This is a genomic window from Methylacidimicrobium cyclopophantes, from assembly GCF_902143385.2.
Taxonomy (GTDB): Bacteria; Verrucomicrobiota; Verrucomicrobiia; order Methylacidiphilales; family Methylacidiphilaceae; genus Methylacidimicrobium; species Methylacidimicrobium cyclopophantes.
The window spans coordinates 1-18187 of the sequence record NZ_CABFUZ020000099.1; the positions used below are offsets into that span (position 1 = coordinate 1).

28 protein-coding genes are annotated in these 18187 nt (G+C 60.3%); 5 read left to right on the forward strand and 23 right to left on the reverse strand.

Annotation, left to right across the window (positions count from 1 at the left end):
- Window positions 1-125: 125 nt before the first annotated feature.
- The 21 genes from rplR to rpsL form a co-directional block, all read right to left on the reverse strand.
- Window positions 126-479, reverse strand: a complete 354-nt coding sequence (rplR, locus tag FN369_RS03860; RefSeq protein WP_142524889.1) for a 50S ribosomal protein L18 — start codon at window positions 477-479, stop codon at window positions 126-128.
- Window positions 480-513: 34 nt separating this feature from the next.
- On the reverse strand, window positions 514-1056 hold the full coding sequence (gene rplF / locus FN369_RS03865) for a 50S ribosomal protein L6 (RefSeq protein WP_142524890.1): 543 nt from the start codon (window positions 1054-1056) through the stop codon (window positions 514-516).
- A 38-nt stretch (window positions 1057-1094) separates the two neighbouring features.
- Complete coding sequence (locus FN369_RS03870; protein ID WP_142524891.1) at window positions 1095-1481, reverse strand: 30S ribosomal protein S8; 387 nt, start codon at window positions 1479-1481, stop codon at window positions 1095-1097.
- A 13-nt stretch (window positions 1482-1494) separates the two neighbouring features.
- Window positions 1495-1680, reverse strand: coding sequence for a type Z 30S ribosomal protein S14 (locus FN369_RS03875; protein ID WP_142524892.1), 186 nt, complete (start codon window positions 1678-1680; stop codon window positions 1495-1497).
- A gap of 14 nt (window positions 1681-1694) precedes the next feature.
- Window positions 1695-2273, reverse strand: coding sequence for a 50S ribosomal protein L5 (rplE, locus tag FN369_RS03880; protein ID WP_142524893.1), 579 nt, complete (start codon window positions 2271-2273; stop codon window positions 1695-1697).
- Window positions 2270-2596: a 50S ribosomal protein L24 gene (rplX, locus tag FN369_RS03885; protein ID WP_142524894.1), complete on the reverse strand. Its 327-nt coding sequence runs from the start codon at window positions 2594-2596 to the stop codon at window positions 2270-2272. The genes rplE and rplX overlap by 4 nt, the downstream gene beginning before the upstream one ends.
- Window positions 2593-2958, reverse strand: a complete 366-nt coding sequence (gene rplN / locus FN369_RS03890; protein ID WP_142524895.1) for a 50S ribosomal protein L14 — start codon at window positions 2956-2958, stop codon at window positions 2593-2595. The genes rplX and rplN overlap by 4 nt, the downstream gene beginning before the upstream one ends.
- The gene (gene rpsQ / locus FN369_RS11455) at window positions 2955-3344 is read right to left on the reverse strand and encodes a 30S ribosomal protein S17 (protein ID WP_342799708.1); all 390 of its coding nucleotides are present in this window, start codon (window positions 3342-3344) and stop codon (window positions 2955-2957) included. The genes rplN and rpsQ overlap by 4 nt, the downstream gene beginning before the upstream one ends.
- Window positions 3341-3574 (reverse strand): 50S ribosomal protein L29, encoded by a 234-nt coding sequence (gene rpmC / locus FN369_RS03900; protein ID WP_142524897.1) that lies wholly within the window; start codon window positions 3572-3574, stop codon window positions 3341-3343. The genes rpsQ and rpmC overlap by 4 nt, the downstream gene beginning before the upstream one ends.
- Window positions 3571-3996 (reverse strand): 50S ribosomal protein L16, encoded by a 426-nt coding sequence (gene rplP, locus FN369_RS03905; protein ID WP_142524898.1) that lies wholly within the window; start codon window positions 3994-3996, stop codon window positions 3571-3573. Before rplP ends, rpmC begins: the two co-directional genes overlap by 4 nt.
- Before the next feature lie 15 nt (window positions 3997-4011).
- Complete coding sequence (gene rpsC / locus FN369_RS03910) at window positions 4012-4659, reverse strand: 30S ribosomal protein S3 (RefSeq protein ID WP_142524899.1); 648 nt, start codon at window positions 4657-4659, stop codon at window positions 4012-4014.
- A 9-nt stretch (window positions 4660-4668) separates the two neighbouring features.
- Complete coding sequence (gene rplV / locus FN369_RS03915) at window positions 4669-5010, reverse strand: 50S ribosomal protein L22 (protein WP_142524900.1); 342 nt, start codon at window positions 5008-5010, stop codon at window positions 4669-4671.
- Between the two features lie 33 nt (window positions 5011-5043).
- Entirely contained in the window at window positions 5044-5325 is a 282-nt protein-coding gene (rpsS, locus tag FN369_RS03920) for a 30S ribosomal protein S19 (protein WP_142524901.1), read from the reverse strand.
- 9 nt (window positions 5326-5334) lie between these two features.
- Entirely contained in the window at window positions 5335-6183 is an 849-nt protein-coding gene (rplB, locus tag FN369_RS03925) for a 50S ribosomal protein L2 (protein ID WP_142524902.1), read from the reverse strand.
- Window positions 6184-6198: 15 nt separating this feature from the next.
- Window positions 6199-6486 carry a 50S ribosomal protein L23 gene (gene rplW, locus FN369_RS03930; RefSeq protein ID WP_142524903.1) on the reverse strand — a complete coding sequence of 96 codons (288 nt, stop codon included), beginning with the start codon at window positions 6484-6486 and terminating at the stop codon, window positions 6199-6201.
- A complete protein-coding gene (gene rplD / locus FN369_RS03935; protein WP_142524904.1) occupies window positions 6483-7106 on the reverse strand; it encodes a 50S ribosomal protein L4 in 624 nt (207 codons plus the stop codon). The genes rplW and rplD overlap by 4 nt, the downstream gene beginning before the upstream one ends.
- Before the next feature lie 24 nt (window positions 7107-7130).
- Complete coding sequence (rplC, locus tag FN369_RS03940; RefSeq protein ID WP_142524905.1) at window positions 7131-7829, reverse strand: 50S ribosomal protein L3; 699 nt, start codon at window positions 7827-7829, stop codon at window positions 7131-7133.
- 38 nt (window positions 7830-7867) lie between these two features.
- Window positions 7868-8176: a 30S ribosomal protein S10 gene (gene rpsJ, locus FN369_RS03945; protein ID WP_024807160.1), complete on the reverse strand. Its 309-nt coding sequence runs from the start codon at window positions 8174-8176 to the stop codon at window positions 7868-7870.
- A gap of 14 nt (window positions 8177-8190) precedes the next feature.
- On the reverse strand, window positions 8191-10359 hold the full coding sequence (gene fusA, locus FN369_RS03950) for an elongation factor G (RefSeq protein WP_142524906.1): 2169 nt from the start codon (window positions 10357-10359) through the stop codon (window positions 8191-8193).
- Between the two features lie 140 nt (window positions 10360-10499).
- The gene (gene rpsG / locus FN369_RS03955; protein ID WP_142524907.1) at window positions 10500-10964 is read right to left on the reverse strand and encodes a 30S ribosomal protein S7; all 465 of its coding nucleotides are present in this window, start codon (window positions 10962-10964) and stop codon (window positions 10500-10502) included.
- 19 nt (window positions 10965-10983) lie between these two features.
- A complete protein-coding gene (rpsL, locus tag FN369_RS03960) occupies window positions 10984-11397 on the reverse strand; it encodes a 30S ribosomal protein S12 (protein WP_142524908.1) in 414 nt (137 codons plus the stop codon).
- Between the two features lie 179 nt (window positions 11398-11576).
- On the opposite strand from rpsL, the gene FN369_RS03965 reads away from it, so the two are divergent.
- Window positions 11577-12335: a methylated-DNA--[protein]-cysteine S-methyltransferase gene (locus FN369_RS03965; protein ID WP_142524909.1), complete on the forward strand. Its 759-nt coding sequence runs from the start codon at window positions 11577-11579 to the stop codon at window positions 12333-12335.
- Here FN369_RS03965 and FN369_RS03970 read toward each other — a convergent pair.
- Entirely contained in the window at window positions 12278-13135 is an 858-nt protein-coding gene (locus FN369_RS03970) for a diacylglycerol/lipid kinase family protein (protein WP_142524910.1), read from the reverse strand. The genes FN369_RS03965 and FN369_RS03970 overlap by 58 nt on opposite strands.
- A 41-nt stretch (window positions 13136-13176) precedes the next feature.
- On the opposite strand from FN369_RS03970, the gene FN369_RS03975 reads away from it, so the two are divergent.
- The 4 genes from FN369_RS03975 (at window position 13177) to FN369_RS03990 (ending at window position 17280) form a co-directional block, all read left to right on the forward strand.
- Window positions 13177-14520, forward strand: a complete 1344-nt coding sequence (locus FN369_RS03975; protein ID WP_142524911.1) for an AsmA-like C-terminal region-containing protein — start codon at window positions 13177-13179, stop codon at window positions 14518-14520.
- Between the two features lie 31 nt (window positions 14521-14551).
- Window positions 14552-15154 carry an RsmD family RNA methyltransferase gene (locus FN369_RS03980; RefSeq protein WP_142524912.1) on the forward strand — a complete coding sequence of 201 codons (603 nt, stop codon included), beginning with the start codon at window positions 14552-14554 and terminating at the stop codon, window positions 15152-15154.
- A gap of 360 nt (window positions 15155-15514) precedes the next feature.
- Window positions 15515-16828, forward strand: coding sequence for a molybdopterin-dependent oxidoreductase (locus FN369_RS03985; protein ID WP_142524913.1), 1314 nt, complete (start codon window positions 15515-15517; stop codon window positions 16826-16828).
- Window positions 16825-17280: a c-type cytochrome gene (locus FN369_RS03990; protein WP_142524914.1), complete on the forward strand. Its 456-nt coding sequence runs from the start codon at window positions 16825-16827 to the stop codon at window positions 17278-17280. Before FN369_RS03985 ends, FN369_RS03990 begins: the two co-directional genes overlap by 4 nt.
- Window positions 17281-17361: 81 nt before the next feature.
- Here FN369_RS03990 and FN369_RS03995 read toward each other — a convergent pair.
- A partial coding sequence (locus tag FN369_RS03995; RefSeq protein ID WP_142524915.1) for an adenosylhomocysteinase occupies window positions 17362-18187 on the reverse strand: 826 nt, incomplete at its 5' end.

Sequence of the window (18187 nt, forward strand, 5' to 3'; positions counted from 1 at the left end):
GGCGGTCGCCGCTTCCCCGACTGGATGCTGAGAGGCGCTCTCTTGAGGTTTCTCGTCGCTCGTCCGCGATTGTGATGTTTCCATGCTTTCTCTGGTCCGATCCGGTCAATGATTCGAGTGAATCGTTAAAATTCCAACCCCGCTTCTCGGGCCGCGTTCGCCAAAGCCTCTACCTTCCCATGGTAGAGAAAACCCCCACGGTCGAAGACGACCTTTTGCACTCCCTTTTGTCTCGCCTCTTCGGCCAGACGTGCGCCCACCTTCGACGCACCCGCGACGTTCGCCCGGAGACCCGCAAGGGCCTTTTGCCGCGTCGAAACGAAAGCCAGCGTCTTGCCCTCTCCATCGTCGATGACCTGCGCGTAAATATGTTGCCCGCTGAAGTGCACGGACAACCTTGGCCTCGCCCCGGAGCCGACTACCTTCCGGCGTGTCCGCAAGTGGCGCCGATCCCGCATCTCCCTTCGTCCCAGACGCATAGCTTCTTCTCCGTCCTTTTCTTCCTGCGCAAGCCTACTTGCTCTGCGCGGTCTTGCCCGCCTTTCGCCGAATCACCTCGCCTACATAGCGAACGCCTTTCCCCTTGTACGGCTCGGGCGGATAGAAACGGCGAATCTCGGCAGCTACCTGACCGACGAGGCATTTGTCAATTCCTTCGATCAACAACTTGGTGTTCTCGTTTACCGTGATGCGAATTCCCTCAGGAATCGAATAAAGGATCGGATGCGAAAAGCCCAAGTTTAGGGTGAGATTCTTCCCTTGGACCGCCGCACGGAATCCCACGCCATGAATCTCCAGCTCCTTTCGGAAGCCGGCATGGACACCAGTCAGCGCGTTGGCGAGCAGGGTCCGGTGGAGGCCATGGAGCGCACGGCTCTCCCGGCTTCCCCCACGGCTTTCGACGGTAAGGGCCCCCTCGGCGAAGGTTGCGGCCAAACCCTCCGGCAGCCGGTGCGATAGTTTCCCCTTGGGCCCTTCGACGGCAACCGCGTTGTCCTGGATGGCTACTTTGACTCCGGCAGGTACCGGGATCGGCTTTCTTCCGACTCGTGACATGATCGGGGCGTCTCCTTTCTTCCTCTACGTTCCTTCGGCTATTCGACCGAGAGCAGCAGTTCTCCCCCCACGTTGACGCGCTTGGCACGATGGCCGGCGAGAATCCCTTTCGGAGTGGAAAGAATGCAAAGACCAAGGCCTCCTAGAATCCGCGGCACTTCCTTCGCTCCCACATAGCGGCGACAGCCCGGGCGGCTAATGCGGCGGGCCTTTTGAAATGGGGAAACTTCCCGGAGAGTAAGGCGCAGCTGTCGAATTCCCTTCCGGACGGGAACGACCTCTACTTTTTCCAAATATCCTTCCTCCACCAGCACGCGCGCTACCGCCTCCTTGATTCGGGAATGAGGCAGGACGACTTCGGGCTTATGGGCGTTTCTGGCGTTTTGCAGCGCCGAGCAGAAGTCGGCTAAGGGATCTGTTTGCACGTCGATGAACCCCTTACCAGCTCGCCTTGGTCACGCCCGGGATTTCCCCCCAGGAGGCGAGTTCCCGAAACATGATTCGGCTGACTCCGAATTTGCGCAGATACGCTCTCCGCCGGCCCGAAAGCCGGCAGCGGTTGTACCGGCGGCTGCGGAATTTCGGTGTCCGCTTTTGCTTTGCTATCCATGCCTTTGTCGCCATCTTCTTCCCCTTTGTTACCCTTTTGCCGGAGCCGTCTCTCTCCGCGCTCCGATGAACGGAAGGCCGAGCCGGCTAAGCAGATCCCGCGCTTCCTCGGTGGAGCGAGCGGTTGTTACAATCGTAACATCAAAGCCGAAGGTCCTTTTGACACTTTCCATCTCGATTTCCGGGAAGACGGTGTGATCGCGAATCCCGAACGTGTAGTTGCCCTTTCCGTCGAAGCCCCGCGGCGAGAGACCGCGGAAGTCACGCACACGGGGAAGTGCCGCCCAAATCAAACGCTCGACGAACTCGTACATCCTCCTCCCGCGCAGGGTGACTTTGCAACCGATCTCCTGGCCCTGACGCAGCTTGAAGTTCGAGATGCTTTTCTTCGCCTTTGTCTTCACGGGGCGCTGGCCGGTAATCGTCGCCAGATCGTTGAGGGCCTCCTCGAGGGCCGTCTTGAGCTCCGGAGAAGAGCCGACGCAGCAATTGATGACGACTTTTTCGAGGCGCGGCACCTCATGGACATTGACGTAGCCCCTCGCCTCCCGCATCTGGGGAAGAATCTGTTCCCGGTATGTTTTTGCAAAAACCGATTGTTCGCTCATGCTTGCGAGCCCTCCTTCGTCTTCGAAGCTTTTGCGCTCCGGCGGCTCCGTTTCTGGTAATCCGCAAGGAGCATGACGTTGGAGATTGCGACCGGACCCTCGCGCTCTGAAAAGCCGCCTTGCGGATTCTCCTGGGTCGGTCGGGTGGCCTTCTTCACGAGATTGATTCCTTCGATCACGACGCGGTTCTCCTTCCGCAACACCCGAAGCACCTTGCCGGTCTTTCCCTTTTGCGTCCCGCTGACGATCGCCACCTCATCCCCCCGCTTAATGTGGAAGTGGGATTGGGGCGCGGCTTGTTTGCGATGACCGAATGGCTTCATACGACCTCCGGAGCAAGCGAAACGATCTTGATGAAGTTCTTGTCGCGCAGCTCTCGGGCCACGGGGCCGAAGACCCGCGTTCCCCGGGGATTCAAATCCTTGTCGACGATCACCACGGCGTTGGTATCGAATCGAAGATAGGAGCCATCGGGCCGGCGGATCGGCTGCTTGGTCCTCACGACGACCGCACGAACGACCTCGCTCTTCTTTACGGTTCCGTCCGGGGCCGCCTCTTTGACAGTCGCCGTAATGAGATCGCCGACGCGGGCGGTCAGGCTCTTGCGCCCAATGACTCCGATCATCGTCGCCCGGCGCGCGCCCGTATTATCCGCTACCTCTACCCAAGAACGGATCTGGATCATACCGCTGTTTCCTCGGAAGCCGACCGCAACACCGCCACCAGACGCCAGCACTTGAGGCGGCTTAACGGTCGAGTTTCTTGAATCTTTACCCAATCTCCCAGCTTGGCGACCCCCTCCTCGTCGTGTGCATAGAGCTTCTTGTGCTTCCGGACGATCTTCCGATAGAGAGGATGAGCCACTCGCTGCTCCACGTTGACGACGATGGTCTTCTGCATCTTGGCAGAGACGACCTGTCCCGTGCGCGTTCTCCCCTTGGACTGTACTGCCGGGGGTGCCTCCTGCTCCGGTTGGGCGACGGAATCGACGATTGGAGGCTCTGCGGGAGCTTGCGCGCTCGCTCTGCTCTTTTCCGGCGACGCGGTCTTTTTGTGCATTTCCGTCTTCACGCCTTCTCCTTCTTCTTGGTCTGAGGCTTGGCCGCCTCGGCTTTGAGTTCCGCTTCCCGAAGCAGCGTCTCCACTCGGGCTACGAGCTTCCGCAGCTCCGGCAACCGACTTGGCTTCTCCAACGAGCCGCTCGACTGCTGGAGGCGAAGCCGAAAGAGTTCCTCTCGAGCGTCCGTCCCTTTGGCAAGCAACTCTTCCTTCGAAAGCGCGCGCAGTTGAACGATCTTCATGCTCGCAAGGTCCTTTCACGGCTGATGAAGCGGGTGTAGACGGGGAGCTTGGCCGCTGCGAGCCGGAACGATTCCCGGGCGGTCTCCTCGGTTAAGCCGTCGAGTTCGAAGAGGATATTCCCCGGACGCACGACGGCGACCCAGAACTCGGGCTGTCCCTTCCCTTTCCCCATCCGAGTCTCCGGCGGGCGGGATGTTACCGACTTGTCGGGAAAAATCCGAATCCAGAGCTTCCCTTTTCGCTTTGCGTGACGGGTGATCGCCACTCGGGCCGCCTCGATCTGCGTATTGGTAATCCAGGCGCGTTCCAAGGTCTGCAGCCCGTAAACCCCAAAGGCGAGCGAGGTTCCGCGGCTCGCGTTCCCGGCCCGGCTTCCCCGCTGACACTTTCGATATTTTACACGTTTTGGTAAAAGAGCCATGGTGCGCCGCCGCTCCTAAAATCCAACTCCAGTTACTTCCTCTTTCCGGGAGAGCCAGACCTTTACTCCAATTTTTCCGGCAATGGTCTGGGCTTCCGCAAATCCGTAATCGATATCCGCTCGGAGAGTGTGGAGGGGGACCTTTCCTTCCCGATATCCCTCAACCCGGGCAATTTCCGATCCGCCCAGCCTTCCGGCACAGCGAACGCGAATGCCCAACGCGCCGGCTTCCCTAGCCATTTGCACCGCTTTCTTCATCGCTCGCCGGTGGGAAATACGGCGCTCGATCTGTAGCGCGATGTTCTCCGCGACGAGCTGTGCGTCGAGCTCAGGCCGCTTGACTTCCTTGACGTCGACGAGAACCTCCCGTTCCTTTTGAACGAGCCGTTGAATTTCCTCGCGCAACTTGTCGAGCTCCGCGGCTTTTCGACCGATGACCAAGCCTGGGCGTCCCGTATGGATGTTGATTCTCACCCGGTTGCCCGCCCGCTCGATGACGACCTTCGCTATGGCCGCGGTGGCTAGCTTTCGTTTGATCAGGCGGCGGATGTAAAAATCCTCGGCCAAATAGTCGGGGAAAGAGCGTTTATCGGCATACCAGATCGACCGCCACTGGCGATTGACCGGAAGCCGAAAGCAGAGTGGATTAACTTTTTGGCCCATATCCTTCCCTTATTTTTCTTCCTTTTGTTCCAAGACGATCCGGATATGGCTCGTCCGCTTGCGGATCGGGCCGGCGCTCCCTCTCGCCTTAGGCTGGAAACGCTTGATGGTCGCCGCCTCTCCAATGAGAGCTTCCTTCACGAAGAGATCCCCCCGGTGGAGGCTGTGGTTGTTCTCCGCGTTGGCCAAAGCCGAAGCCAAGGTGCGCCGGATATGGCGCGCCCCCTCCTTGGGATAGTGAGCCAGGACGGCAAGCGCCTGCTCGGCGGGCATCCCCTGAATGCTCCGGGCCACATCGCGCAGCTTGAAGGCAGACATTCGAACGAAACGGTTGATTGCCTTGACCTGCATAAAATGATCCTCGCTGGTTCTGCCAGATCCTTCCTACTTGGCCGTCGCCTTCTCGGTATGCGTGCCGTGCTTCTTGAAGACACGTGTCGGAGAAAATTCGCCGAGCCGATGCCCCACCATGTTCTCCGTAATATAGACCGCGTGAAAGGTCTTCCCGTTGTGGACCAGAAAGGTAATGCCCACGAAATCTGGGATGATCATCGACCGGCGCGACCAGGTCTTGATCGGCTTCTTCGAGGCGGATTTGAGAGTGGCGCTCACCTTCCGAAGAAGATGGTCTTCGACAAAAGGCCCCTTTTTTAAGCTACGACCCATGAAATCCCCCTATTTCTTCCGTTTGCGAATGCGCCGCTCGAGAATGAATCGATCGGACTGCTTGTTATGCCTCCGGGTCTTCTTCCCCTTGGCGAGCTTGCCCCAAGGAGACTTCAGTTGCTGTCTCCCCCCGCCCCCTTTGCTTTTGCCCTGGCCCCCGCCGTTCGGGTGGTCGACTGGATTCATCGCCACTCCTCGTACGTGAGGTCGCCATCCAAGCCAGCGGGTTCGTCCCGCTTTTCCAAGCGAGACGTTGAAATGGTCGGGATTGCTGACCTGACCGACGGTCGCATAGCAGATCGCCGCGATCCGCCGCACTTCCCCGGAGGGGAGCCGCACGACCGCATAGCCCTGATCGACCCCCATCAACCGCGCACTCGAACCCGCGGCACGCACGAGCTGGCCGCCCCTGCCCGGGGTCAGCTCGATATTGTAAATCGAAGTGGCGGCGGGAATCTTTTCCAGCGGGAGCGCGTTGCCAGGTTTCGGCGGGGCGTCGGGACCGCTCATCACCGTATCACCCACCTTGAGCTCGAGAGGAGCGATGATGTAGCTCTTTTCCCCGTCGGCGTAGCGAAGAAGCGCGATGCGACTCGTTCGGTTCGGATCGTATTCGATGCTCTCCACGGTGGCGCCGATCCCATGGCGCTGGCGACGGAAATCGATCAGCCGATAGCGCCTCTTATGACCGCCGCCGCGGTGGCGTGCCGTCACCCGTCCGTAGCCGTTTCGGCCTCCCTTCTTGCGGAGAGGGACTGTCAGCGAATGCTCCGGCTCGTCCTTGGTGATTTCCGAAAAGGAGTCGAGCTGCGTATACCGTAGCGTCGGTGTGAGAGGGCGAAATTCCTTCAAGGCCATGGCGATTCCTTTCCCTTATGCGGTCAAATCGAGCTTCTCTCCGGGGGCGAGCGTCACGATCGCCTTCTTCCGCGTCGGGCTTTTTCCGACTCTTCCCACGCGGCCTCGCCGGATCTTCCCAGGAGAGCGCAACGTGTTCACCGCAACGACCTTCTTCGAAAAAGCCCGCTCCACCGCCTTGCGGATCTCCTGTTTCGTCGCATCGCGAGGAACTTCAAAAAGATACTGGTTGCGGGTTTCTCCCAGGATGGTGGCCTTTTCGGTCATCCAGATGCGGCGCAAAATCGTCCGGTGATCCCTCATGATTGCTTTCCTCCCCGATCCAAACGCCGATCCAGGATCGGCAGAGCCGGTCGCTCCAGCACGACGCGATCCGGCCAAAGTAAGTCCTCGGCATTGACTTCCGTCGCGGATACGACGGCAATGAGGGGATGGTTTCGCGCCGCGAGCCAAACGGCTGACTCTCTCTTCTCGACGACGAGCAGGAGGGTTTCTTTTCGATCCCACGAATCTAAGCGTTTCAGGAGTTCCTTCGTTTTGGGTTGCGGCAGCTCGATCGTTTCCGTGAAAAAAACGGCTCCTTCAGCGATTCGACCGCTCAGCGCCTTGAGCAAGGCGAGTCGTTTTACCTTCTTCGGCAGCTTCTTCGAAAAATCCCTTGGCTGAGGCCCGAAGACGACTCCACCCCCTCGCCAAATGGGAGACGAAGCATATCCCGCCCGAGCCCTCCCCGTCCCTTTCTGAGCCCACGGTTTTTTTCCAGAGCCTCGAACCGTTCCCTTGGTCTTCGTTGCACGAGTGCCGCTCCGTCGATTTGCTCGATAGGCGACGATGGCATCGTGCAGCGCTTGACTCCCCCGCCCGCTGGTAAGAAGAGGGGCCCTCAGTTCCTGTCGGACCTCTTCCACGGTCAAAACCTTCATCTTCGCTTCCTCGCTTTCGCGCCCCTACTTCTTGGACGATTTCCCCGCCGCCTGGCTCTTTGCCGCTTTCGCCTGCGGCTTCGCCGGAGGCTTCGGCTGGCCCTTGATCGCGGTCCTGACGACCACCAATCCTCCCCGAGCTCCGGGAATGCTGCCGCGGATGAGAAGCGCCCGATCTTCCTCCCGTACGGAAACGACGGCTAGATCCTGGACGGTCGTCCTCGCGCTGCCCAACTGCCCCGGCATCCCTTGGTTCCGGTAGATGCGGCCGGGCGTGGAGCGACAGCCGACAGCGCCGTTGCGACGGTGCATCTTCGAACCGTGCGCAGCCCCTTGTCCGGAGAAATTGTGCTTCTTCATCACCCCTTGAAAGCCTTTGCCCTTGCTGATCCCGATCACGTCGACGAGCTGCCCGGGCCGGAAGAGGTTCACCCCAACCTCCTGGCCGGGCCCCCATTCCTCCGTCGCATCCACCACGAACTCCCGCAGAAAGCGACGCGGGGCGATCCCCGCTTTCGCAAAGTGCCCTCGCAGAGGTTTGGTCAGACGCTTTTCCCGGACCGTCTCGAAGCCCATTTGGACGCTCTTCTTCCCCTCTCCGCACGCCTGCACCCGGACGACCACGTTCGGCTCGGCTCCGACCACGGTGACGGGAACGAGATTCCCATCCCCATCGTAGACCTGGGTCATCCCAAGCTTCCTTCCCAACAACCCTATGCTCATGCGCCGCTCTCCTTCCGCTTCCGCAAATGGCCTCGTCCTTAGATGCGAATCGTAATATCGACACCCGCCGGGAGGTTCAATTTTTTGAGCTCGTCGACAGTCTTGGCCGTCGGCTCCATGATTTCCACGAGCCGCTTGTGGGTACGAAGCTCGAACTGATCCATGCTCTTCTTATCGACGTGTGGCGAACGGTTCACCGTCAGGCGTTCAATCTTTGTCGGAAGAGGAATGGGACCCGCTACGGCGGAACCGGTCCGACGGGCTGTCTCCGAAATCTCCGAGGCGGCTCGATCCAAGAGCCGGTAATCAAACGACTTCAAACGAATCCGAATTTTGCTCGCTGCCATGGCGTCCCGTACTCCTACTTCCGCTTTTGCTCCACGATTTGAGCGACGATCTGCGCGGGCACTTGCTCGAAATGGGATGGCTCCATCGAATAGGCGGCTCTTCCCTTCGACATCGATCGGATGTCGTTTACGTACCCAAACATCTCCGCCAAGGGAACCTCGGCGCGGATGTTCGCGGTCTTCCCCTTGGTATCTACGTTGAGGATCTTTCCACGCCGGCGCGTCAAGTCGGCTAGGATATCGCCCTGGTATTCTTCCGGGGTCGATACCTCCACTTTCATGATCGGCTCGAGAAGAATCGGATTCGCCTTCTTGATCGCATCCTTCATGGCGAAGATCGCGGCCATCTTGAAAGCCAGCTCGTTCGAGTCGACCTCGTGATAGCTGCCATCGAGAATGTTCACCGCCAGGTCGATGACAGGACTGCCGTGAATGATGCCCGCGCAGAGCGCTTCCTGAACACCCTTGAAGCAGGCGGGGATATACTCTTTGGGGATATTCCCGCCGACGACCTTGCTAGCGATTTCGACTCCCTTGCCCCGTTCCAACGGCTGAATTTCGAGAATGACATGTCCGTACTGTCCTCGCCCGCCGCTCTGCTTGATGAGTTTTCCCTCGCCTTCCGCCGGACGGGTGATCGTCTCCCGGTAGGCGATTTGCGGAGCACCGGCGTTGGTGCCGACACCAAACTCCCGGCGGAGCCGATCGCCGATGATTTCCAGATGGAGCTCGCCCATTCCGGCGATGATCGTCTGCCCCGTCTCCTCATTCGTGCTTACTCGGAAAGTAGGGTCTTCCTCCATGAGCCGCTGCAGCGCTAGGCTCATCTTTTCTCGATCCGCTTTGGTCTTGGGCTCGACCGCCATCGAGATGACCGGCTCCGGAAAGGTAGGAGGCTCCAAGATCACTTCGAAATCCTCGGAGACGAGCGTGTCGCCCGTTGCAACATCCCGAATGCCCACCAGGGCTGCGATGTCTCCGGAATGGACCTCCTGAAGATCTTGTCGCTCGTCTGCCTGCACCTGGACGATCCGACTGATTCTCTCCCGTTTGCGCGTCCGGGGGTTGTAGACCGTCATCCCCTTCTGCAGCGTTCCGGAATAGACTCGGAAGAAGACCAGCTTGCCGACGAAGGGATCGGACCAGAGCTTAAACGCTAGCGAACAGAAGGGAGCGTTGTCATTCGGCTCGACGAGGATCTGTTCTCCAGTGACGGGGTGCTGGCCCTTCGCGGGCTCGATGTCGACCGGGCTCGGCAGGTAATCGATCACCGCATCGACGAGAAATTGGACGCCTTTGTTCCGGAAAGCCGACCCGGCGATGACAGGAACGAATTCGTTGGCGATGACGCTACGCCGGATGGCCCGCTTGATCTGCTCGTTCGTCGGCTCCTGTTCGGCCAGAAAGAGCTCGGCCATCTCCTCGTCCTTGTCGGCCAGGGCTTCGATGAGATCCCGGCGAGCCGCCTCCGCGGCTTCCCGATATTCTTCCGGAATCTCTTCCACAGCATAGGTCGAGCCGAGCCGGTCGCTATCCGAATAGAGAATCGCCTTCCGGTTGATGATATCGATCTGGCCGTGAAATTGATCCTCTTTCCCGAGCGGGAGGAGGATCGGCCACGCGTTGGCTCCCAGTTTTTCCCGGATCTCGTGGACCGCATTCTCGAAATTGGCTCCTACTCGGTCCATCTTGTTGATGAAGGCGATCCGCGGGACCCGATAGCGCGTTGCCTGCCGCCATACCGTCTCCGATTGGGGCTGAACGCCGGCGACTCCGCAGAAAACCGCGATCACTCCGTCGAGGACTCGAAGCGATCGCTCCACCTCGGCGGTGAAGTCGACATGGCCTGGAGTGTCAATGATGTTGATCCGAAATTTTTCTCCGTCGAACAACTTGGTGATTCCCGCCTCTTTTCGGACCGGCCAAAAGCAGGTGATGGCCGCCGAGGTGATCGTAATCCCCCGCTCCCGCTCCTGTTCCATCCAGTCGGTAACCGTAGTCCCCTCATGAACCTCCCCCATTTTGTGGATGGTCCCCGTATAGAAGAGGATTCGCTCGGTGAGAGTGGTCTTTCCCGCGTCGATATGAGCGGCGATGCCGATATTGCGGGTTCTCTCTAAGGTGTAGGGTCGATGGGGGGAATTCCGGGCCGCCGCGGGGCCTGGAGAGGTCGTTGTCGCCATAGGTAAAACTTCCTGTTCCGTTAATCGAACGCTCTTCGTCAGAGCCGCTGAAAGAATCGTCGGACTCTTCGCCCCTTCCCACGGGTTGCCGAGGAGCCGTCGCTCGCAGTTCTCGCGCTCTTCTTATTTACCGAATTTTTCTAATAGCGCAAATGCGCGAAGGCACGGTTGGCTTGTGCCATCTTATGAACCTCATCCCTCTTCCGGACCGCCGCGCCCTGACCCGCTGCCGCATCCCGCAACTCCTGCTGGAGCGCCACCTGCGTCGGAACCCCCTTGCGGGATCTGGCGGCTCGCAAGATCCAGCGGAGAGCAAGAGAGACTTGCCGCTCGGGCGAAACTTCGACAGGAACCTGGTAGGTAGCCCCGCCCACCCGCCTCGATTTGACTTCCAACCGAGGCTTCACGTTTTCGATCGCCTTTTGGAGCGTTTCCACGGGATTGCCGGCCTTGGGGTCGGTACCCTCGATGGCACCGTAGGCGATCTGCTCCGCAAGCGACTTTTTCCCGCGAGAAAGGATCACGCTGATCATCCGCTGCACGAGGACCGACCCGTACTTCGGATCCGGTGGCGTGCGTCGCTTTTCCGCTCTTCTTCTTCGCATACCCTTGATCCCTTTGCCGCTACTTCTTGGCGGCTCCTTCCTTCGGCCGCTTCACGCCGTATTTGCTCCGGGATACGTTTCGATTCTGCTTGTTGGTGTTGCTGGGACCGACCGCGCCGCCAGCATCCAGGATGCCGCGAACGATATGGTAGCGCACTCCCGGCAAATCCTTGACCCTTCCCCCGCGGAGGAGAACAATCGAATGCTCTTGGAGCGAATGTCCTTCGCCGGGGATGTAGGCGATCACTTCTTTCCCGTTCGTGAGTCGAACCTTCGCGACTTTGCGCAACGCGGAATTCGGTTTCTTCGGCGTCCGCGTCATCACCTGGATGCAAACCCCGCGACGCTGCGGGCAGGAATCCAGGGCGGGCGCCTTGGTTTTTCGCACCAACTCCTCTCGTCCTTTTCGGACCAACTGATTAATCGTCGGCATCGCTTATCTCGTTACCAAACCGAGTGAAAGGCTTCAACTATTGCGGATGGGGGGGAGTCTGACAAGTCCTTTTCACGGGCTTTCGGCGCTTTTTGTCCCGAGTTTGCACCAACCTCTTCGTCTCTCCTTCCGCAATGCCGGTTCTGGATCGGCAACCATTAAAGAGGTAGGCTCCTCCCATGGGCCATCCCGGAAGTCGATCCGCCGGGCACCCTGGTTTCGGCGGTACGGGCCGTCCACGCAAAGGCCAAGCGCGCTTTTCCCTCCCGATCCCACCGGAGGCTGCAGCTCCTTCCGACAAGCCGCTCTCCGCAGCCTTTCCCTCCCCGCCACCGGGCAGGAGCCCGCTCTGCGAATGGGAAATCGACACACCCCTGGGACGCATGGTGGCGCTGGCAGATTCCGCCGGCTTGCGACTGCTCCAATTCGCCGACTCGCCGAAGCTGCGCTCTCAGAAAGAGCATTGTCTGCGCCGGCTCGGTCCACCCATCGCAACGCGCTCCAACGAGCACCTTGAAAAGATCGAGAGGGAGCTCGCCGAATATTTTGCTCGAGAGCGATCCCGCTTTTCGGTTCCCATCGCACCCTTCGGCACTCCCTGGCAACTGGCCGTCTGGAGCCGGCTGCTCCAACATCGGGCGGATTCGACCCTTTTTTATGAAGAGCTCGCTCGAGAACTGGGTAGCCCCAAGGCGGTGCGCGCCGTCGGCAGCGCGGTCGGAGCAAATCCTCTCCTCATCGTTTGCCCCTGCCACCGCGTGATTCCGAAAAAGGGCGGCGTCGGAGGATATGCCGCTGCGCCTTGGAGGAAGGAGCGACTCCTCTCCCTGGAAGCGTCGACGAGAGAGAACGGGCCGGCGGCGGAAGAGCGGCCGCCGACTCACGGGACGATGACCTCTAACTCGGCCGGCGAAATCGAAAAGGAACAAGGAGTATGACCGTACAGCTCCCCGTCGACTTCCAAAGGAACAGGACGGTCGGATTCGACCGTCAATCTTTCCGCCTGAAAATAGAAGACGTCGGAGAACTGCGTATGGCGGCGGGCGAGCACTCCTTGCAAATAGCGGGCGACGGCGAAGGCGTTGAGTTCCGCGAAGAGGCAGCCGTCGAGGAGACCGTCGTCGAGCTTCGCATCGGGGAAGACGGGGAAGCGCCCGCCGTAATAGCGCCCGTTCCCGACGAGCAGGAATCGCCCCTGGTGCGTCTCCTCGCCGTTGATCGTCACATTCAGCAGGGGAGCCGCTCGCGCGAGAAGTCCGAAGGCGGCGAGCAGGTAGCTCAACGGACCGAAGGTCTTCCTTGTCCACCAGTGCGTGCGGGTCAGGATTTCCGCATCGAGGCCGACGCCCGCCAGCTGGACGAAGCGTTGCTCTCCCACTCGGGGGAGATCGACTTTCCTGGTCTTGCCTCTTTGGATCACCTCCCACGCGCGTTCGAGCCGGATGGGGATTCCCAACTCCATGGCGAAGACATTGATCGTCCCGAGCGGCAGGATTCCGAGGGTCGCCGACGTCCCGTTGAGACCGTTGACCACTTCGTTGACCGTTCCGTCCCCTCCCGCGGCTACCACGATACGGAACCCTTGCTCTATGGCCCGTTCCGTCTGAGCCTCCGCATCTCCAGGGTATTCCGTGACTCGGATCGTCGAGTCGCCGACCGTCGTCCGGAGCCGCTCGAAGAGCCGGCGGGCTTTCTCGCCGCGCGCGGCTGGATTAAAAATGATGCAGGCTCGATTCATTTGCTGGAAAATCTTTAGAAACTCTTGCCTAATTGCAAGCAGTGCGGCTGTTTCGACACATCGGCGAATTTGCGATCGGCCTCATCTTGGCCGCAATTGCCTTTTTTTTTCTCGCGGAGCAAGGTCTCAAGCAGTGGGTCTCCGGGCGCCGAGCCGCCGCTTACTTGGAATGGGCTCTCGGGGAGGCACTGGGTAGCCCTGTCCGGTTCTCGTCGGCGGAATGGAAACCGCCCGCGGAAATTACCCTGCGGGATCTCCAAGTCGACAATCCCGCGAGCCCGATGGCCCCGGCCCTTTTCGTCGCGAAAAAAGCTCGGTTCGAATACTCGCTGCCCAGTCTCTTAACGAAGGGATTTTACCTCCGACGCGCGAGGCTGGAGACGCCGACTTTTGCTTCCCAGGTGGATAAGGAAGGACGGCTCCTCCTGCCGTTGATCGACGAAGATCCCGCCAAGCCGGGATCTCCTTTGATCCTCGCCCGAGCTCGCCTCGTGCCGTGGCGCGTAGACTCTCTCGATATCGAGAATGGGCGCGCCGTTCTCCTCCTCCCGGACGGCTCTCCCCTTGTGGAAGCCGGCCAAATCTCCACCTGCGGTCCGCTCCAGGAAAAGTCGGGTTTGGTCTCCGGAAAGGGAACTCTTGCCGCCGGCTGGATGCGGATTCTCAACCGGTTTTCCTGCACGCAGCTTCTTGCGCAGTACAAGATCGATGCTTCCCGCTTGGTGCTTTCCAACATGCAAGCGCTCGCAAACGGCGGGCGCATCGATGCCGGTCTTTCTCAACTTCCTTCCGACGCGCCGGGGGGAAATTTCGCGCTGCGCCTCAAGGTCACCGATCTCGACCTCCACGACTTCCTCTCCCTCCTCCAAAACAATACCCAGGCTGCCAGAGGCCGACTCACTCTCGACCTCGAATCCCGCGGCCGACCACTTACTCCCAAGAGCTTTTCCGGACAAGGCTCCTTTTCCGTGAAGGATGGACGCATCGAGAACGTCTCGCTCTTCTCGGCCTTGGCGGGTATGTTTCGGGAAAGCAGCCTTGCTCGACCGGAATTTTCGGAATGCACTGGTCAGTTTCGGATTCAAGAGGGAGCCGTGACCTTTTCCAATCTCCTCTTTCAATCCGAGAACTTTTCTCTCTCGGGAGAAGGATCGGTCGCCTTCGACTCGTCCCTGCGGCTCGTCCTTCGCATACACCTCAAGGAGCCACTCTTCCACCGTCTTCCAGAGTTGCTCGCGCGTCAGCTTCGCCTTCTGCAAGACCGCTCGCAGGCGATCGTTCTCACGATGCGAGGAACGATTCAAAATCCGGAAGCGAACTTGTCGGGAAACTTGGCATTGCGGGCAAAGAAGCCGGAAACCATTTCGGCGCTTTTGTGGCCATGAGACGAGCGGCGGGGGATCGTCTTCTGCCGGAGTGCGGCCGCACGGACCAAACGGCATGGCTCTTCGGGTGATCTCCGGCGTGGCCGGCGGCCTTCGCCTGGAAGTACCTCGCGGGGTCGAGATTCGACCGGCCCTCGACCGAGTAAAGGGGGCGATCTTCTCCTCGCTGGGAGATTGGATCGTCGACAAACGCGTCCTCGACCTCTACGCCGGCACGGGCGCTCTGGGCATCGAATCTTTGAGTCGTGGAGCAAGGGAGGCGACCTTCGTCGACCTCGCCAGTCCCTGCTGTCGTGCGATTCGAAACAATCTCTTCAAAACGGGCCTTACCGGACGAGTGGTCGAAGCCGATGCTCTTCGCTTCCTCCAGAGAGACCGGCAGCGCTACGACCTGATCTTGGCCTCCCCTCCCTATGAAAAGCGAGAGCTCCTCCTCGACGACCATCCGCTCCTCTCCGCGGTTCTGCCGCACCTGGCGCCCGAGGGCTTTTTCCTCTGGGAATTTTTCCGCCGCAACCGGCTCGACCATCCCGTCTCCTGGAGAGTTCGCTGGCAACGAAGAGCGGGAGAGACCGTCGTGGTCCTCTTGGAGCCGGCGCCCGGCTCTTGGCCCTCCGGAACGGAACCTTCCTAGCCGACGCCGCGATGCTGCCAAAAAACGGCCTCGCTGGCATATAATCTGCTATCCAGAAATGCGAGGTGAAAGACCAACTCATGGAGCAGACCCGGAACGAAAAGGATCCCGTCGAAAAAGGCCTCCGGTCACCGGCACCGGCGAAGACGGTTCGAAAGAACGCCCTCGCTGCAAAGCGACCGGTACCCATTTGGCCGCGTCGGTTCGGTCGATATATCGAATAGGCCCAATCGACTCCTCGCGGCCTAGGCAACGTGCCGCTTCCGAGTAGAGCGCTCGTTCCCAGCCCTCCCGCTCTCTTTCGTTTCTCCCCACGCACCTCCTTGACAGCGAGCGCCTGGCTTCGATAGCTTGGCCGAGATGTCATATCAACATGGAGCAACGCCGCCCGAAGAAAGCGGATTGACCCTTCCGGTCTATTCCCGGCGAAGAGCCCTGCAAATCCTGGCCGGTGCGCTCGGAGCGGCACTTCCTCTGCCAGAGGCCGCTCGCGCCCAGGGCGACGGTGGCCGGTCCAATCTCGTCCTTCCCGACACGCATTGGAATGCTTCGGTTCCGGCCGGAGTCGTGCCCCAAAAGCTTCCGCTGCTGCGGCTCAGCGATCGACCGATCGTCCTGGAAACCCCTCGCCCCTTTTTCGACTCCCTTTTGACCCCCAACTCGGCCTTCTTCGTCCGCTACCACCTCGACGTGATTCCCAATGCGATCGATCTCTCCCGGTGGCGGCTCTCGATCCGGGGCCACGTCTCCCGTCCTTTGGAGTTCTCCTTTTCTCAGCTGCTTTCCGAATTCGAGTCGGTCTCGGTGGTCGCCGTCAATCAATGCACGGGCAACTCGCGCAGCCGCTTTTTCCCTCGCGTCCCCGGAACCCAGTGGGGCAACGGGGGCATGGGAAATGCCCGCTGGACCGGGGTGCGGCTCATGGATCTCCTGGAGCGGGCGGGACTCCGCCCAAAGACGATGGCTCTCCGCTTCCAGGGACTCGATTCGGGGCGCAGCGTGGAGGGAACGCCGGCCCATTCCTATGCCAAGTCGCTCAACGCGCACGATCCGATCCTCCGAGAGTGCGTCATCGCCTACCAGATGAACGGCGCGCCGCTGCCGATGCTCAACGGCTTTCCCGTCCGCCTGGTCGTGCCGGGTCGCTTCTCGACCTGTTGGATCAAGCACTTGAGCTGGATCGAAGCGCTTCCCGAGCCCGACCGGAGCCACTGGATGATGAACGCCTACCGGCTTCCCGACAACCCCCGTCACGCCACAACGCCGGAAGAGGTGGCCTCCGGAAAGCTTCGAACGGTCGCCGCGAGCGATCTGCCCATGCCGGTCCGCTCCTTTTTCGTCCAGCCGGATGGATCGTCCAAGCTGGTGGCTCGGCTCCCGATCGAGCTCAAGGGCATCGCATTCAGCGGATCGGGGGGAATCCGGCAGGTGGAGGTCTCCACCGATGGAGGCCGGAGCTGGAAGCTCGCCCGACTCGATTCCGACTTGGGTCCCTACTCCTTTCGCGGCTGGAGGCTTCCATGGACTCCGCAGCGGCCGGGACGGTACGAGCTTCGCTGCCGTGCGATGGACGGGAAAGGCAACGTCCAGCCGACGGAACCGATTTGGAACCCTGGAGGATACGCTTGGAATATGGTGGAAACACAGACCGTTTTCGTCGGGGAGGCCGCTTGAATCGACTCCTCTCCTGCATCGCCGCAGCAACCATGGTCTTCCTTGGCCTCGTCGCTGCACCCCGTCCCGCCTTCGGAAATGCGGACGGCCTGGCCGAAGCGGGAGTCTACGCCCTCGATTCTACCGGATTGATTTTACCGGTCTCTCCTTACCCGGGGAATTCGACTTCGACCTATTCCGTAGGGGCCTATCCGCTGGCACCCACCCCGTTGGCGCGAGGAAGCGGACAGGAGCTCGTCGAGAGCTACTGCTCGATCTGCCACAGCGTAACGCTCATCGGCGCCCAGCCTCGCTTTCCGCCGGAAGTCTGGAAGAAGGAGGTGGAGAAGATGATCCACCTCGGGGCTCCGATTCCTGCCGAGTTGGTCGCGCAGATCGTCGACTATCTGCAAAAGCACTACGGGCCGGATGGAACGCCCCCTTCCTCTGCAGGGGCAAAATCGAACCCCTGAGAAGCCGTTCGGCTCCCCGCAATCCTGGGAGAGCCGATGGTGCCCGTTCGCGGAGCACAAGCCGCGCGGACGGGCAGAGAATCAATAGCGGTAAAATTCCGGCTTATAGGGTCCGTCCACCGAGACACCCAGATATTCCGCTTGTTCTTGGGTCAAACGGGTGAGCTTCGCCCCGAGATGATTTAAGTGGAGCCGAGCAACCCGCTCGTCCAAAAGCTTTGGAAGCACGTAAAGCCGACCACGGGCATATCGGCCGCTCTCCCGCTCTCTCCAGAGCTCGACCTGCGCCAAGACCTGATTCGTGAAGCTGGCGCTCATGACGAAGCTGGGATGGCCCGTTGCGCAACCTAGGTTGACGAGCCGACCTTCGGCCAGGACGAAGAGCTTCTTGCCGTTCGGCCAAAGAAAGAGATCGACCTGCGGCTTGATCTCGATGCGGCGAAGGTTCGAATCCCCGTAAAGGGTCGCAACATCGATCTCACTGTCGAAATGGCCGATGTTGCAGACGATCGCTCCGCTTTTCATCCGATCCAAATGCTCCCGCCGAATCACGTGGATGCAACCGGTGGCGGTCACGAAGATGTCTCCGATCGGCGCAATCTCTTCGAGCACCGTCACCTCGTACCCCTCCATAGCCGCCTGCAGAGCGTTGATCGGATCGACTTCGGTTACGACCACGCGAGCGCCCATCCCGCGGGCGGAGCGGGCGCACCCTTTCCCTACGTCCCCGAATCCGCAGACGACCACCGTCTTTCCGGCAACCATGACATCCGTGGCCCGCTTGACGCCGTCGAGAAACGATTCACGGCACCCATAGAGGTTGTCGAACTTGCTCTTCGTACAAGAGTCGTTCACGTTGAAGGCCGCCGTCCCCAGCGTCCCCTTGGCGGCCCGCCGCGCGAGCCGG